Origin of the sequence: Vibrio ezurae NBRC 102218 (assembly GCF_000467185.1) — a bacterium.
Taxonomy (GTDB): Bacteria; Pseudomonadota; Gammaproteobacteria; order Enterobacterales; family Vibrionaceae; genus Vibrio; species Vibrio ezurae.
On the sequence record NZ_BATM01000060.1, the window covers coordinates 1 to 16,584 of the forward strand.

The 16,584-nt window shown below is 42.0% G+C and carries 15 protein-coding genes; 6 read left to right on the forward strand and 9 right to left on the reverse strand.

Annotated elements, in window-relative coordinates; genetic code table 11:
• Positions 1 to 130: 130 nt before the first annotated feature.
• The 6 genes from fre to trxA form a co-directional block, all read right to left on the reverse strand.
• A complete protein-coding gene (gene fre / locus VEZ01S_RS15995; RefSeq protein WP_021715093.1) occupies positions 131 to 841 on the reverse strand; it encodes an NAD(P)H-flavin reductase in 711 nt (236 codons plus the stop codon).
• Positions 842 to 857: 16 nt separating this feature from the next.
• Positions 858 to 1,127 carry a 2Fe-2S iron-sulfur cluster-binding protein gene (locus tag VEZ01S_RS16000; RefSeq protein WP_040891262.1) on the reverse strand — a complete coding sequence of 90 codons (270 nt, stop codon included), beginning with the start codon at positions 1,125 to 1,127 and terminating at the stop codon, positions 858 to 860.
• Positions 1,124 to 2,980 (reverse strand): 4-hydroxy-3-polyprenylbenzoate decarboxylase, encoded by a 1,857-nt coding sequence (ubiD, locus tag VEZ01S_RS16005; RefSeq protein ID WP_021715095.1) that lies wholly within the window; start codon positions 2,978 to 2,980, stop codon positions 1,124 to 1,126. The genes VEZ01S_RS16000 and ubiD overlap by 4 nt, the downstream gene beginning before the upstream one ends.
• A 68-nt stretch (positions 2,981 to 3,048) precedes the next feature.
• Complete coding sequence (locus VEZ01S_RS16010) at positions 3,049 to 4,014, reverse strand: hypothetical protein (RefSeq protein WP_021715096.1); 966 nt, start codon at positions 4,012 to 4,014, stop codon at positions 3,049 to 3,051.
• A 127-nt stretch (positions 4,015 to 4,141) separates the two neighbouring features.
• Entirely contained in the window at positions 4,142 to 5,401 is a 1,260-nt protein-coding gene (gene rho, locus VEZ01S_RS16015; protein ID WP_021715097.1) for a transcription termination factor Rho, read from the reverse strand.
• 228 nt (positions 5,402 to 5,629) lie between these two features.
• Positions 5,630 to 5,956 (reverse strand): thioredoxin TrxA, encoded by a 327-nt coding sequence (gene trxA / locus VEZ01S_RS16020; protein WP_021715098.1) that lies wholly within the window; start codon positions 5,954 to 5,956, stop codon positions 5,630 to 5,632.
• 112 nt (positions 5,957 to 6,068) lie between these two features.
• Here trxA and rhlB point away from each other — a divergent pair, with 112 nt between their 5' ends.
• From rhlB to VEZ01S_RS16035, 3 genes are all read left to right on the forward strand, one after another.
• On the forward strand, positions 6,069 to 7,376 hold the full coding sequence (rhlB, locus tag VEZ01S_RS16025; RefSeq protein ID WP_040891268.1) for an ATP-dependent RNA helicase RhlB: 1,308 nt from the start codon (positions 6,069 to 6,071) through the stop codon (positions 7,374 to 7,376).
• Positions 7,377 to 7,383: 7 nt separating this feature from the next.
• Complete coding sequence (gene gppA / locus VEZ01S_RS16030; RefSeq protein ID WP_021715100.1) at positions 7,384 to 8,868, forward strand: guanosine-5'-triphosphate,3'-diphosphate diphosphatase; 1,485 nt, start codon at positions 7,384 to 7,386, stop codon at positions 8,866 to 8,868.
• 103 nt (positions 8,869 to 8,971) lie between these two features.
• On the forward strand, positions 8,972 to 9,946 hold the full coding sequence (locus VEZ01S_RS16035; RefSeq protein WP_021715101.1) for a glycosyl transferase family protein: 975 nt from the start codon (positions 8,972 to 8,974) through the stop codon (positions 9,944 to 9,946).
• Between the two features lie 100 nt (positions 9,947 to 10,046).
• Here VEZ01S_RS16035 and VEZ01S_RS16040 read toward each other — a convergent pair whose 3' ends face one another.
• The 3 genes from VEZ01S_RS16040 to recQ form a co-directional block, all read right to left on the reverse strand.
• Positions 10,047 to 10,712 (reverse strand): 7-cyano-7-deazaguanine/7-aminomethyl-7-deazaguanine transporter, encoded by a 666-nt coding sequence (locus tag VEZ01S_RS16040; RefSeq protein ID WP_021715102.1) that lies wholly within the window; start codon positions 10,710 to 10,712, stop codon positions 10,047 to 10,049.
• Between the two features lie 247 nt (positions 10,713 to 10,959).
• Entirely contained in the window at positions 10,960 to 11,262 is a 303-nt protein-coding gene (locus VEZ01S_RS16045; RefSeq protein ID WP_021715103.1) for a DUF3630 family protein, read from the reverse strand.
• A complete protein-coding gene (gene recQ, locus VEZ01S_RS16050; protein ID WP_084621740.1) occupies positions 11,255 to 13,069 on the reverse strand; it encodes an ATP-dependent DNA helicase RecQ in 1,815 nt (604 codons plus the stop codon). The genes VEZ01S_RS16045 and recQ overlap by 8 nt, the downstream gene beginning before the upstream one ends.
• Positions 13,070 to 13,232: 163 nt before the next feature.
• Between recQ and rarD the strand changes: the two genes are divergently transcribed.
• From rarD to VEZ01S_RS16450, 3 genes are all read left to right on the forward strand, one after another.
• Positions 13,233 to 14,132: an EamA family transporter RarD gene (gene rarD, locus VEZ01S_RS16055; RefSeq protein ID WP_021715105.1), complete on the forward strand. Its 900-nt coding sequence runs from the start codon at positions 13,233 to 13,235 to the stop codon at positions 14,130 to 14,132.
• Entirely contained in the window at positions 14,129 to 14,785 is a 657-nt protein-coding gene (locus VEZ01S_RS16060; RefSeq protein ID WP_021715106.1) for a LysE family translocator, read from the forward strand. Before rarD ends, VEZ01S_RS16060 begins: the two co-directional genes overlap by 4 nt.
• A gap of 1,004 nt (positions 14,786 to 15,789) precedes the next feature.
• Complete coding sequence (locus VEZ01S_RS16450; protein ID WP_162889480.1) at positions 15,790 to 16,557, forward strand: DUF2971 domain-containing protein; 768 nt, start codon at positions 15,790 to 15,792, stop codon at positions 16,555 to 16,557.
• The last annotated feature ends 27 nt before the right edge of the window (positions 16,558 to 16,584 follow it).

The window sequence follows — 16,584 nt, forward strand, 5'->3', positions numbered from 1 at the left end:
TGCTCAGCTCATTGGCAAGGCTTTTCTTCATTTATTTTCATGCATTTCTTTTTATGCCTAACAAACAAACAGCCTGCTTGAAAAGCAGGCTGTTTATGGGTGTTTCTTGTTAAATCGAGGCTATAACACTTTAGATGAAAGCAAATGCATCTGAGTAAATTTGTTCTACTTTTGCTTTTTTATTAAAAATAAACTGTTCTCTTGCACTGCCCGCCATTTCAAAGCGACCAGCAATATAAATATCGTGTTGAGATAGATCAGAAAAGTCGCCCATCACAGCTTGCAGTACGTTTCCAGTTTTTCCACTCCAGATCCCTTCGTCATTTTCGACGACAGGAACAAAATGGATGTTGGCATATTCACTATCAATAGCACTCAGCTCTTCAAACGCATATAACTGAGATTTTTCTCTTGCACCCCAATATAAATGAATGGCGTTTTCTAACCCCTGACTAATGCAGTGATCAAGAATAGAACGTACATAGCTAAAACCTGTGCCACCAGCAATCAGTAACATCGCTCGATCGCTTTGCTGAAGAAAGGCATCACCATGTGGTGCGTCAATCAGAATATCACTATCGCTATTCAACGCTTCTTGCATACTCTCCACTACTTCTAACGCATAGGCATTTTCTTCTGCCGCGCCAATATGAAGTTCTAGCTCCCCCTCATGACGGCATGGGCTGCTCGCTATAGAGAAAGGACGCTTATCTTTCTCGCCCATTACAACCATCAAGTATTGACCTGCTTTAAACGCTACTGGCGTTTCAGGGTGAAGCAATACGCGAAAAGTATTACTGGCTAGCGCCTCAATCGACTTAACTTTACAACTAATGGTCATATCTTCCTCTATATCCCTACTCTTCAAAAGTAAGTACTAAATCTGTTGTGGCAAACGCCTGACATGCAAATACCCAACCTAAGGCTTGCTCTTTCTCTGTTAACAATGGTTCTAATTGGTACGTGACCGTACCTTTCTTTAAACGACATAGGCACATCGCACACGCGCCAACCTGGCAACGATTTGGAAATGCTATATTTTGCGCTAGCGCAGCATCTAGTATTGTCTGCTGCTCATTCACTTCAAATACAATTCCGCTCGGCAAGAGCTCTACTTGATAGCTCATAATATATTGAGTTTTTCCCAAACTTGGTCAATACGCTCAACCAACTGTTTATCTTTATGTATTGGCCTACCCCATTCTCGGGTCGCTTCACCATCTAACTTATTGGTTGCATCGATTCCAAGTTGAGATTGAATGCCATCAATAAATTGACTATCACGAGCAGGATCCATTCGAGTTGTAATCGCCCAGATCACATCGTTCCAATCTCGGATATCAACATCATCATCACAGACGATGACAAACTTAATGGCTGCATACTGAGAAAATTCCAACAAAGCTGCTTCAATTGCTTTAACACCTTGTCCTGATTCTTTCTTATCTATTGATAATATCGCCATTCCTCCGCAGTTTGCTTCTGGCGGCAGGTAGCAATCAAGAACATCAGGGTGTTTCCGCTTAAACTGCTCACAAAGCTGCTGAGCTTTTGTTACTTCCAAAACAGGAAAATTACAAGGTTCATCGTTAGATACCACTAGCTCTGCTTGCCACTTTATAGTGGCATCCAGTCCCATTTTAGAACCTAAGCCGACTACCGGAGAGGCAAAGTCGAGGGAATCAATAGGAGTATTCTCGATCATCACTATGTCACGCTTAGGTTGCAAATGCTCGGTCATAGCCGCAATAACTTGATCCCAATCTCTCGCATTTACATTCTCATCGCAAACCAGTACGTATTTTGTATACATAAATTGACGTAGAAAAGACCAAACCCCCATCATGACTCGCTTTGCGTGTCCAGGATATTGCTTTTTCATCGTCACAACAGCCATTCGATAAGAGCAGCCTTCTGGTGGCAAATAGAAATCTTCTATTTCGGGGAATTGTTTTTGTAGAATAGGGACAAACACTTCATTGAGTGCTACACCCAGTACCGCGGGTTCATCTGGCGGACGACCTGTATAGGTACTATGGTAGATAGGGTCATTACGCATAGTAATGTGCGTAATCGTAAATACATTGTGACTTTCCACTTCATTGTAATACCCCGTATGATCACCATAAGGGCCTTCATCAGCAAACTCACTTGGATCGATATATCCTTCTAAGACAATCTCTGCGCCTGCCGGAACATCTAAATCATTACTAATTGACTTTGTCACTTCCGTTTTACTGCCACGCAGTAACCCTGCAAACGCATATTCTGACAATGAATCTGGCACTGGAGTAACCGCACCCAGTATCGTTGCAGGATCAGCACCAAAGGCCACCGAGACAGGAAACGGCTTTCCTGGATTAGCCTCCACCCAATCTCTCAAATCTAATGCGCCACCTCGATGAGCCAGCCAACGCATGATGACCTTATTTTTACTCAACTTTTGTTGGCGATAAATACCTAGATTTTGGCGTTTTTGATTGGGGCCCTTTGTAATGGTCAATCCCCAAGTCAATAACGGTGCGACATCATCAGGCCAACAACTCATGACCGGGATTTTATCGAGATCGACCTCTTCGCCTTGCCAAACAATATCTTGGCATCGCGCTTTACGCAGACGCTTTACCGGCATGTTGAGTACTTGTTTGAACACTGGCAATTTATCTAGAGCATCTTTAAAACCCTTAGGTGGCTCAGGCTCTTTTAGGTAGGCTAATAATTTTCCTACCTCTCGTAAATCACTGACTTTCTGGCGTCCCATACCTAAGGCTACTCGTTCGGAGGTACCAAATAAGTTGGTCAATACAGGCATGTCATAGCCAATGGGATTTTCAAATAGAAGTGCGGGGCCACCAGCACGTAGTGTACGGTCGCTAATTTCTGTCATTTCATAGTTGGGATCAACAGGGGTGGAAATGCGCTTCAATTGCCCCTCTCTCTCCAAAAGAGCAAGGAAATCTCGCAAGTCTTTGCAGCTCATAACAATCCATTTAGCCTAAAAAGATTGCCGCAGTATAGCAAAAAGCCCGTGGGCTTCAGCTAACAAATTTAATGATTAAAGAGTTCTGGGTGCTCGATCACCCACTGATTAAACCAACTGCTGTATCCATATTCTTGAATACTACTGCTTATCACCTCTGCATCATGTCGATTGGTCATCTTCGACACTAAAAAGGTCTCTGCTGGTTGTGAGGTTGGCGCATATTTTGCCAACAACTGTAGACTACGTTTATTTAATGAAGGATTGCTGCTTGCTACAATTAGTTGCTGTATAGAGAATTCACTACCATCAACACCAAGTCGTTCTAGCTCTCGACGTACTGCGCTGTTCGTCTTCATTTTCCAAAGAATATTGTACAAATCAGAATTTTGAGATGCTGCGGCGATTGCAACCATGACATCAGCACTCGGTAACCATGAAACGACGTTAGGAGTCGTCACTTGATTTGCTAAAAAGTGCATCCCTTCATCAGATAACTTCATGACATTTTCAATCAGTAGCCTTTCTCTAGACACTCGCAGCTCTGGATTTTCAGCTAACCAAGCTCGTAAGTTTAATTGCCCACTCTCTACAGCAATATAAAAGTCCATTTCTTGCTCATTTAGATCCCAATCGTCCATTAAGCGTTGTGCTAATTGTTGATAAGCAAAGGCAGGAGAACTAAAACGAAACCCATCGCCTTGCTCAACCAGAGTCAAAGAAGAAGGAAGTTTGCGTTGAGAGTCGACAAACACGGCAAGATCGGAAGTGTATCGCGGATGGCTTTTAGCAATAGCCTGTATTGCTAGAAATCGAACCACTTCTTGCTGTGGCTGCTTAATACGTAGAAGGTCAAAGTTCGCTTTATCTGATTGATCAGAAAGAGCAAGTGTGGCAATACGTTTTGCATCGGTATGAGATTGTACATCAGAAAGCATCTCCTGCTTCTGCTGCTGAGTTAATTCCACCGCTTGCGCTACACCGAGGCCACTCAACATAACTGACAGTAGTATGAGTAATAATTTTTTATGCATATTCCAACTCCCTGTTACTCATCGGCCTTCCTGGCGGTAATACACTCTAATAATTAAAAAACGCCACCTAAATTAGGTGACGTTTTTAACAATAAGTTCAATAAACTAAAAATATTAGATTACTTGATTATTGACGTCTCATCGCGTCAAAGAATTCATTGTTAGTTTTTGTCATTGCTAATTTATCAATGAGGAACTCCATCGCATCGATTTCACCCATAGGATGAACAATTTTACGTAGAATCCACATTTTTTGTAGTTCATCCGTTTTCGTCAGCAATTCTTCACGACGAGTACCAGAACGGTTGAAATCAATCGCAGGGAAAACACGCTTCTCTGCAATCTTACGGTTTAAGTGTAGTTCCATATTACCGGTACCCTTAAACTCTTCGTAAATAACTTCATCCATTTTAGAACCAGTATCGACAAGTGCGGTAGCGATGATAGTCAGGCTTCCACCTTCCTCAACGTTACGAGCGGCACCGAAGAAACGCTTAGGACGATGTAGAGCATTGGCGTCTACACCACCAGTCAGTACTTTACCTGATGATGGAATCACGGTGTTGTATGCACGAGCAAGACGAGTAATTGAATCAAGTAAGATAACCACATCTTTTTTGTGCTCTACAAGACGCTTCGCTTTTTCGATGATCATCTCAGCCACTTGTACGTGTCTTGATGCTGGTTCATCAAATGTTGAAGCCACTACTTCACCTTGAACTAGGCGTTGCATTTCGGTTACTTCTTCTGGACGCTCATCGATTAGCAGAACCATCAACTCACACTCTGGGTGGTTGCGAGCAATGCTTTGTGCGATGTTTTGTAGCAACATTGTCTTACCCGCTTTTGGCGGAGCAACGATCAAGCCACGTTGGCCTTTACCGATTGGTGAGGCTAAGTCTAAGATACGAGCAGTAATATCTTCTGTCGCACCATTACCGACTTCCATTGTCATACGTTCATTGGCATGCAGTGGAGTCAGGTTTTCAAATAAGATTTTATTACGTGCGTTGTCAGGCTTATCGTGGTTAACCGAGTTAACCTTTAACAGTGCAAAGTAACGTTCGCCATCTTTTGGTGGGCGAATTTTTCCTGCAATGCTGTCGCCAGTACGTAAATTAAAACGTCGAATCTGACTTGGAGATACATAGATGTCATCTGGGCCAGCTAGATATGAGCTATCTGAGCTGCGCAGAAAACCAAATCCATCTTGTAGAATTTCAAGGACGCCATCGCCAAAGATATCTTCACCGCTTTTAGCGTGAGCTTTTAGCGTAGCGAAAATGATGTCCTGTTTTCTCAACCTAGCAAGGTCTTCAAGACCAAGGCTTTCACCAAGTTTCACTAAATCCGGGACAGGTCTTTTCTTCAACTCAGTCAAGTTCATAGTGGTCGATTTTGAATTCGATTTGGTAACGGTCTTTGTATTAGATTTAGTAGTCAAAATAAGATCTGTATGTGTTAGTTAAGAGAGATTTGGTCTCAGGATCGACCAAGAAATGAAAAATCGTATGATTTACGTGCAATAAACTAGCACTAAAAACAAGCGTAGTCTAGCTTATGGAAAAAACAAAACCGTGTACTGAGAAATACACGGTTAATTTAGGTTTTTATTTTAGATATTTGCGTCCAAGAACTCTTTTAATTGAGTTTTTGATAGCGCACCTACCTTGGTAGCAGCCACATTGCCGTCTTTAAACAACAATAGTGTTGGAATACCACGGATACCATATTTTGGTGGCGTTGCTGGATTGTGATCGATATTCAACTTACCAATCGTAAGTTGACCAGCGTACTCTTCTGATATCTCATTCAAAATAGGGGCAATCATTTTACAAGGGCCACACCATTCTGCCCAAAAATCTACTAGCACAGGGCCTGCAGCTTTAATTACATCACTTTCAAAACCATCGTCAGAAAGCTGCAAAATCTTATCGCTCATCTTTAGCTCCAAATCAATTTTCTGTTGCTGATTAGATGATCATCAGCAATTAGATTGCCTATTGGAATGGATTTCCTTTCTTAATGCAAGCGTAAGCTGATATTCTATGCTCATGAAAAAGACACACATCACAGAGCAAAAATTCGCCGACTTCGATTTGCACCCTAGTATTATAGCTGGATTGCAAACAAAAGGATTTGAGTATTGTACTCCGATTCAAGCGTTAGCGCTGCCAGTACTGCTCACTGGCCAAGACATTGCGGGACAAGCTCAGACGGGTACTGGTAAAACATTAGCCTTTCTAACCGCTACTTTTGATTACCTACTAAAAAACCCTGCCGATGAGTCTCGAGCAGTGAACCAACCGCGTGCCATTATTATGGCGCCAACGCGTGAATTAGCGATTCAGATCCATCGAGATGCTGAATCTTTGATTGCAAGTACAGGTGTGAAAGCGGCCCTTGCTTATGGTGGAGAAAGCTACGACAAGCAACTTCATGAAATTCAACAAGGTGCTGATATCTTAATTGGTACTACAGGCCGTATTATCGATTTCTTTAAACAGAAGGCGTTTAATCTAAATCACATTCAAGCCGTTGTATTAGACGAAGCTGACCGAATGTTTGATTTAGGCTTTATTAAAGACATTCGCTTTTTGTTCCGTCGTATGCCTGAGCCTAAAGATCGTCTAAACATGCTGTTCTCTGCCACGCTGTCTTATCGCGTACAAGAACTCGCATTTGAGCACATGAATAATCCTGAGCATGTAGAAGTTGAGCCTGAGCGCCGAACAAACGTGCGAATTGAAGAAGAGCTATTCCAACCTTCTAACGAAGATAAAATGGCTCTACTCATGACATTGATTGAGCAAGATTGGCCAGAAAAAGCCATCATTTTTGCCAACACTAAATATAAGTGTGAGCAAGTATGGGGTTATTTAGCTGCTGATGAGCATCGTGTAGGTCTTTTAACTGGGGATATTCCGCAGAAAAAACGTGAGCGAATCTTAGAGCAATTTACGTCTGGCGAATTAGATTTCTTAGTGGCGACCGATGTAGCCGCACGTGGTCTGCATATTCCTCTTGTGACGCACGTATTCAACTATGATCTACCTGATGATAGTGAAGATTATGTTCACCGTATCGGTCGTACTGGTCGTGCTGGAGAAAGCGGATATTCAATCAGCTTTGCTTGTGAAGAATACGCGATCAATTTACCTGCGATTGAAGAATACATTGGCCATTCAATTCCAGCATCAGAATATGATCCGGAAGCGTTAATTCAAGAGTTACCAAAACCTATTCGTTTGCGTCACTCGTCAAGCAATCGTCGTCCGGGTGGCAAACCACAAGGTCGCAATAACAATCAGCGACGTAACCGACCACCTCGACCTTACAATAAACCATCAGGGAATAGCTAATCTGGTTATGACAGACTCATCTCCTCTTTATGCCGCCATTGACCTTGGCTCGAACAGCTTCCACATGCTTGTGGTTAAACACGTTCATGGAAGCGTTCGAACTATGGCAAAAATCAAACGCAAAGTTCGTTTAGCTGCTGGATTAGACAGCAACAACGTATTAAGCCAAGAAGCAATGCAAAGGGGTTGGGACTGTTTGTCTCTGTTTGCTGAACGCTTACAAGATATACCTGAACAGAACATCCGTATTGTGGGTACAGCAACATTACGTGTCGCCACAAATATTGATGTGTTTTTAGAGAAGGCGAACCATATTCTAGGTAAGAATATTCAAGTCATCTCTGGAGACGAAGAAGCGGCGACTATCTATAAAGGTGTTGCTCATACCTCCGGTGGTAAAGGAAAACGTCTTGTTGTCGATATTGGCGGCGCAAGTACCGAACTTATTATCGGAGAAGGCTTTGATGCCAAAGTGCTGCATAGTCTGCAAATGGGCTGTGTTACTTGGTTAGAGCAACACTTTAGTGATAGACAACTTACTGCTGAAAACTTTCGCAGTGCCATTGAGGCCGCGAAGCAAACCTTAGCACCGGTATTACACGAATATACTCAACTAGGTTGGGATATGTGTGTCGGAGCAAGTGGTACAGTTCAAGCACTACAAGAGATAATGCTAGCGCAAGGCATGGACGAAGTGATTACTCACTCCAAACTCAAGCGCTTGCAAAAACAAGCCATGCGTTCTAACGCATTAGAAGAACTTGAGATTGAAGGTTTAACCCTAGAGCGAGCACTGGTGTTCCCTAGCGGACTGTCCATTTTATTAGCCATCTTTGAACTGCTAGAAATAGAAGACATGACCCTCGCGGGCGGAGCATTACGCGAAGGTATGGTGTATGAAATGATTAAGGAGCTGCATCAAGACGATATTCGTCAGCGCACCTTAGCGAGTGTCCAGCAACGCTTCCAACTGGATCAAGACTATGCTCAGCAAGTCTCACACACCGCACTAAAGCTGGTTGAACAGTGTGGGCCAAACTTCTTAGCCGAACCTGTCGCTATCGACCTATTAAAAGCCGCTGCTCAATTGCACGAAATTGGTCTGACTATCGATTTTAAAAAGGCCGGCAAACACAATGCCTACCTGTTGCAGTACCTTGACCTACCGGGCTATACGCAAGCACAAAAGTCTCTATTGGCAGACATTACGGCTCGCTATAAAGATGCCCTGTCATCTTTGCCTGAACAACACGCCGTCAGCCGACAAAGTGCTGAAAACATCCTGCGAATTTTAAGACTGTCTGTATTGCTCACTCATAGGCGCAACGTTGACCTGCAACCTCATGTTAGCCTGCAAGCACAAGAGAAAAACCTCGATTTAAGCATAGAGGCAAGTTGGTGTTTACTTAATCCATTGACCGTTGCTGAACTCGAAATTGAAGCGCATCGGCAAAGTGACCAAAACTGGCCCCTGCAAATCAAACAAATTTAATTCAATCAGCCCAGCTCAATAAGTTGGGCTTTTTTACATGACAACTTCTATAGGACAGGAGCTAAACTTTTCTATAGAAACTTAAGCAAGGAGAGCTTAGTTAATGAGCATAATTTTAGAATGTATCCGTTGTGTTGGCCGCGGCGAAAGAGGTCGTAAACCGCTTTCTTTTGATCAGGCCTATGCCGTGATGGATCAATACCTTGACGGTAAGATCGATGATGATCAAATGGCAATGTTGATGATGCTCATTCGAGTCAATAATGAAACTGCCGCTGAAATTGCGGGATTCACCAAAGCCTTCCACCAGCGACTACCTAAAATAGAAGTGGATATTGACTGGCCTTGTTACGCTGGCAAAAAAAGTAAACTGGATGCAAATGGACAACAGCAAGCACTGCCGTGGAACTTAATTGCTGCTTCTATCTTGGCAGAAGCAGGCTATAAAGTGCTTATTCACGGACATTTAGATATAGGTTCAGACCGTATTCATAGCCAACACTATTTAGCGAAGCTCAATATTCAACAAGCGCAAGATATGGCACAGGCTGCCTCATTCATTGAGTCATCCAATATTGCTTACCTACCGTTAGCTCACTTTGCGCCGATAGCAAAGAAAATGCTGGATTGGAAAAAGCGCTACGGTCTACGTACTCCAATGAATACAGTCGTAAGAGGGCTTAACCCTGGTAGTGCGAAATACGGTGTTCGCGGAAGTTTTCACCCAGGATTTCAAGAACTGCACGCTGAAATAGAAACCAATATTGGTCACTCAAATTGCTCTGTGGTGTCTTTTAAAGGGGTATCAGGGGAGTCTGAGTACAACCCTAAGGTGAGTCAAACTGTTTGGTCAAGTGATAGTGAGGGCTTACATGCTCACTACTGGAATGAGATTTATAACGAAGCAATTAGTACACCTACACACTGTCCGCTGGGCACTGTAGAAAACGACAAAGTACAAATGGCTAATCATGTGGTTTCTTCGTTAACAGCCTTACTATTTAACAAACTAAAAGATAAGCAACTGGCCGATCAAGAAGCGAATAAGCTTTGGCAACACTACTGCTCAACGCATTAATAACGACCATTTAAATCGTCAGTACATACTTAAAAGCCCCAATAATTGATTACTCACTATTGGGGCTTTCTGTATCAATACGTAGCTCTAAGTGTATCTTTTATGCCTGAGCAGGAAGTCCCTGCTCTGAACGAGTGGTAAGCTTGCGAATAAGATAATTCAACAATACGCCGTACATAGGAACAAATAAGCCTAAGCTAATGATCAGCTTGAAGGTGTAATCAACTAGCGCAATTTCCTGCCAATGTTGCGCCATAAACGCATCGGGGCTGTTATAAAACGCAATACCAAAGAATGCCAATGTATCCAATGCATTACCAAATAGCGTGGAGCACGTTGGCGCTATCCACCACTGCTTCATTTGACGTAGACGATTAAATACGTGCACATCTAGTATTTGCCCTAGCAAGTAAGCCATAAATGAAGCAATCGCAATTCGCGCAACGAACAAGTTAAATTCAGCAAGCGGCGCCACGCCTTGAAATTGCCCTTCAAAAAAGATGACAGACAACAAATATGATACTAACAACGAAGGAAGCATGACTAAGAAAATGATCTTGCGTGCCATTGGTGCGCCAAAAATTCGCACAGTCAGATCAGTAGCCAAAAACACAAACGGAAAAGTAAATGCACCCCAAGTGGTATGGAAACCAAATACGGTAAATGGCAGTTGTACAAGGTAGTTGCTAGAAGCAATGATTATTAAGTGAAAGGACGCTAAAAGGAATAGCGCTTTACGCAGTTGGGACGGATCAAAACGGTTCATATTGTACCTTTTTAGTAGATGGGGGCGAGGGAACCCATTCGAAGCAATGTGCTTCATCTCAAATTTTAAAGCCCAGCCAAATGGCGGGCTCGGCATTATACATAACGAATAAAATTGTGCAATAGATGAACAATACTAAGACTTATCAACTATTGGCTTATGAGGCTTACGTTAATAAAAGCGCGGATTGATAAATGTTCAGGTTTCATGTGAAACCTAACGCTCTATTTTTATTAAGTACGTGTTATTAAATGCCTTTAGCCACTAGGTTAGCCAAAAACTGTAGCTCTGGCTGTGATTCTGTCGCTGATAAGCTCTCTAGCCACATAGATTCACTATAGTGTTCGGCACGAAGCATCAATTGGCAACCTTCAAAGTCGATCAACCATGAATGTAGATCCGCATCTTGCTGTTTCTCAATAACGCTAGCATCAATCAAGTCGACAAATTTCTGCCCTATAACGGCAAAGTCATCGTGATCAAAACAAGGAGCAACCAGTGATAGTCGCCCATTTTCTAGGTCTAAATGACGAAGGAAAAAACTAGACACCTGTAATATGCTCCTGAATCAGATCTAAAAATTTATCGGCGTATTTATCAAGTTTACGTTGCCCAACACCATTCACCGCCAGCATTTCGCCGTATGAAGTTGGCAGAATATCCGCCATATCAATCAAGGTAGCATCGTTAAACACCACATAAGGTGGTAATCCTTCCTCGTCTGCCACTCGCTTACGAAGATTACGCAATTTGGCAAACAGCTTTTTATCGTAGTGCTTAGTTGGCGCCTTATCTGACTTAGAGGATAGCGTTAGATCCAATCTTGGTACGGCCAACTCTAAGGTCATCTCGCCACGCAATAATGGGCGCGCTTCTTCGGTCAATTGCAAGGTAGAGTTACGAGCAATATTCTGTGTCAGCAATCCTTTATGGACCAACTGACGCATAATACTCACCCAGTAATCATGGCTGTTTTCACGCCCGATACCATAAGTCGAGATTTTGTCATGACCATTCTCTCGAATACGAATATTTTGCATGCCACGTAATACTTCGGTGACATAACCCATGCCAAAGGATTGTTTCACTCGATATACACAAGACAATGCTTTTCGTGCCGCTTCTGTACCATCAAAGGTTTTAGGAGGATCGATACAAATATCACAGTTACCGCATGCTTTTTCGCGATATTCACCAAAATAATGCAGCAATACTTGGCGACGGCAGGTTTGCGCTTCGGCAAATGCACTCATGGCATTTAGCTTGTGCATCTCCACCTTTTTCTGCTGCTCATCTTCTTTCTCATCCAGCATACGGCGTAGCCAGTTGATATCTGATGGATCATAGAGCGTCATAGCTTCAGCTGGCAAACCATCACGACCTGCACGGCCGGTTTCTTGATAGTAGGACTCTATATTTCTTGGAATATCAAAATGCACCACAAAGCGCACGTTAGGTTTATTGATCCCCATACCAAACGCTACTGTCGCCACCACAATTTGAATATCGTCTTTTTGAAAGGCTTCTTGAACATAAGCACGCTCATCCGGCTCCATTCCGGCATGGTATCCCATAGCACGAATGCCGTTATTGCACAGCTTCTCGGTGAGCATTTCTACTTTTTTGCGACTGCCACAATAGATAATGCCGCACTGACCTTTTTGCGTCGCTAAATAGCGAATGATCTGCGCAACCGGTTTTGCCTTTTCCACTAAGGTGTAGCGAATATTCGGTCGGTCAAAACTCCCCAAGTAAGACAATGGGTCATTAAGTTGTAATCGCGCATCAATATCGAGGCGAGTGGTATCGTCAGCCGTTGCCGTGAGAGCCATAAAAGGCACATGACTAAACTGCTGTCTCAACTGCCCCAACGAGGCATATTCAGGTCTAAAATCATGCCCCCATTGAGAGATACAGTGCGCTTCATCAATGGCAATTAAATTGATTTCTAAATACTGGATTCGCTCCATGAAATCACGCATCAACACTCGCTCAGGCGAAACGTAAATCAATTTAATCTTGCCTTGATGCATTCGGTTATACACCGACAGTAAGTCTTCTCGACTCATACTAGAGTTAATGCACTCCGCCGCGACACCATTGGCTTTTAACTGATCCACTTGGTCTTTCATTAAAGAGATAAGAGGAGAGATAACCAGCCCCATTCCCGGAGCCACCAGCATAGGCACTTGGTAACACAATGACTTACCACCACCGGTTGGCATAATCACCATCGAGTCTCGACCTGACAGTGCAGCCTCCACTACCTCTTGTTGACCATCACGAAATTCTTGATAGCCAAATACATCCTCTAGCACGCGCTGAGGTGTTGCTTGAGTATCAGATTCTTCGATCATAGGTAGATGGGTGGACATGTAGAATGTATTACCTGTTGGTGATTAGTCGAAATGAGCGCTCATTGTAATGGGGATGATCTAGGATGGAAACCGCATTTTACTGGCTCTGAGTCAGTACCGTCTCTATACTCCTCTCTTTTCCCGTTAGTATCCCGAGAAACTTATGGATATCCAAGCTCAACAACGCACTCGACAAGGTGTGATATTTGCCATTATGGCATACACCATGTGGGGGATCTCTCCTATATACTTCAAAGCATTAGGCGCTGTCCCTGCTTCTGAGATATTGATGCATCGAATCATATGGTCATTTTTTTTACTTGCCGGATTGATTCATTTTGGCCGCGGTTGGTATTCGGTTCGTGAGGTACTAAAAAATAAAACCAAGCTGGTTTATTTGTTTTCATCTTCCATTCTTATTGGCTTGAACTGGCTAATCTTCATTTGGGCTATAAATAGCAATCACATGCTAGAAGCGAGCTTGGGCTATTACATTAACCCATTGATCAATATTCTTCTTGGTATGATTTTTTTGCAAGAACGATTAAGGATCGTGCAGTGGATAGCGGTGATTCTCGCCTTCTTAGGTGTCGCCATTGAGCTCATTGCCTTTGGTTCTATCCCCTATATCTCATTTGCTCTAGCATGCAGTTTTGGTGCGTATGGGTTATTAAGAAAAAAGGTAAATCTAGATGCTCAAACAGGTTTATTTATTGAAACTTTATTTTTAGTCCCACTAACCATTATCTATTGGGTATTCTTTGCCCATAGTGATACATCAAACCTATTCAATAACAGTTTAAGCCTAAATACCTTATTAATACTCGCAGGTTTAGTTACAACAGCACCCCTACTTTGTTTTACTGGTGCCGCTACACGTATCAAGCTAACAACACTCGGCTTTTTCCAATACATCGGGCCAAGCTTGATGTTTATTCTCGCGATCACTGTTTATGGTGAGCACTTGAGTATGAATAAAATCATTACTTTTGTATTCATTTGGGCAGCGCTGATGATCTTTAGTTTTGATGGTATTAAAAAATCGATGGTTGATAGAAAATGAATGAAATACACGTCCTTATGACACTGGCCGGAATACACTTTCTCGCGTTAATGAGTCCAGGTCCTGATTTTGCTTTAGTTGTACAAAACTCGACACGCTATGGGCGTCAAACCGGAATCTTGATTGCTTTTGGGCTTTCTATAGGCATTCTTACACACTCTATTTTAAGTCTGACAGGAGTCAGCTATCTAGTGCATCTGCACCCTCAGCTCTTTTTTGTCGTGCAGTTGCTTGGTGGCAGTTATTTAGCCTACTTAGGAATTAGTGGTTTAAAGAGTCTATTAATGAGGGCTAAAGGAGCTCCTGTAAGCACACCAAAAAGTAAAGATTTCACCCTAAAAAGCAAGAAACAGGCATTTACTCGTGGATTCACTACCAACCTTTTAAACCCAAAAGCATTGGTTTTCTTCATCAGTTTAATGTCAACTTTAGTGCCACAAAGTATGTCTCTTGAAGGTAAGTTCGCGGCATTATTTATCTTGTGGAGCTTGGCTTTTTTCTGGTTTGCATTACTGGCGTGGGCATTGTCCACACAGCGTTTACAATCAGCTCTTGCTCGATATTCAAGCTATATTGACCTCGTTTGCTGTATTTTATTTACGATTTTGGGCTGCACCATCATTGGGGAAGCAGTCCTTCACACTTTAACTTAATCAGTAATCAGGCTCTTTTTTTAGCCAAAATAACCGAGTAAGTGATTGAAAACAGAACATTTGTATAACTTGAACTAGTCAGACAATAACGACATCCGCCATATTTTTGTGCGAGATCTCTTACAAAAGTGTGCGTGATCGAAGCGAACATCTGTCAGGAATGGATGCTAACAACCATAACCAACTGTTTTATATGGATATTCTATTTTTTATCACCTCTATAACCAAAATAAATTGCCTTTTACCCTATTGAGCAAATTAGAAAAAAGCTTAATATTTAAAGGGTCGGAAGGAAGCTGACACGGAAAAGGAAATCACCAAGGATTAGGTGTTCTTCAGGATGAAGATTCGGTTATTCAGGATGAATAGTCGGCAAGGAAAGCAAATTGGACATTGAATGGACGCAATAGTAACTAGGATGGTTGCTACTAAGGAAAGACAATGGACACCTCTGGATGAGGAATGGACTGAACATCAGGATGATGTAAAGGACACCACTAAAGGATTTAGTGAAGCGTACTAACGAGGATTGTTAGTAGACCAGGATAAGGTCATATGGACACCGCTAGGATGGCGAGAAAAGGAATACGCTGAAGGATAACAGCACACTATCAAGGATTTGATGCAGGGAGCACACTTAGTAGCCGGATTGCTGCAAGTAAGACTATAACCCCGAAGAGCGTAAGCTCTCGGGGTTTTTCTTTATCTGTCACTTATTAGCCACCACCTAAACATAATTCGCTCAGATACAATCTGTCAGCTATCGCTGGTTCCCTTACCCCGTATATGTGAGACTAATGCAGGCACCACAGCCTACCCTGCATAAACGGTTTATATTTAATGTTAATAAAATCAATTAATTGCAATTAACAGCATGGTTTAGTTTAAACATAACGTGTACATTAATCTGTAGTTTAATAAGCATTAGAGTACATATGTTATTTAAATATTTACCACCAGATAGAGTTGACGTACTACAAAATCTATCAATTCGATATACTCCCATGAAGTCTTTAAATGATCCTTATGAAAGCCTACCACTGGTAGATACGTCTGAGCTCAAGCACAATAGTAATTTGAACAAAGAGCTACAAAAATTAGATAAACTTTGGGAGGAACAACCCGAAAATGAGAAGACTTTAAACAATCGTGAACTATTGGACAAAAAGAAAGCCCTACTTAGTAGGTTATATTCTAATGAATCCGCAACCCTACAGATTAAAGATAAACTAATGAGTTTGTTTGGTGATCACTTTGGGATACTTTCACTTTCTAGATCAAACTCAAATTTGTTGATGTGGTCTCACTATACAAACTCAATGAAAGGTTTTGTAATAGGCTTCGACCGAGATAATGAGATGTTTAAACGACCAACACCTAACGGTCAGCCAACCGAGCCCAGAGTAGTCACATATTCCGATGTTAGAAAATCGTATAAGGCTTTATCCAATAAAGACCATTATTCAATTTTAACTAGTAAACCATTAGATTGGGCGTACGAGCAAGAAGAACGAGTATGCATGTCATTTATGCCCCCTCAGTTTAAAACAGAATATAAAGATGATTTTGGCTCAGACATATATCTTATACCATTTCCAAATAACGCTATTTTGTCAATTTACATTGGATGCAATGCCTCAAGGAAAACAAAAGAAGCAATATACGAAAGTATTCAAAAAAATCACATAAAGTGCAAAGTCTATGAAACTTCACCATCTATGACACACTATCAATTGCAATTCAAAGAAATCTTATTACCTTTAGCATCTTGATTTTTACATCAACATCACCTAATTGCA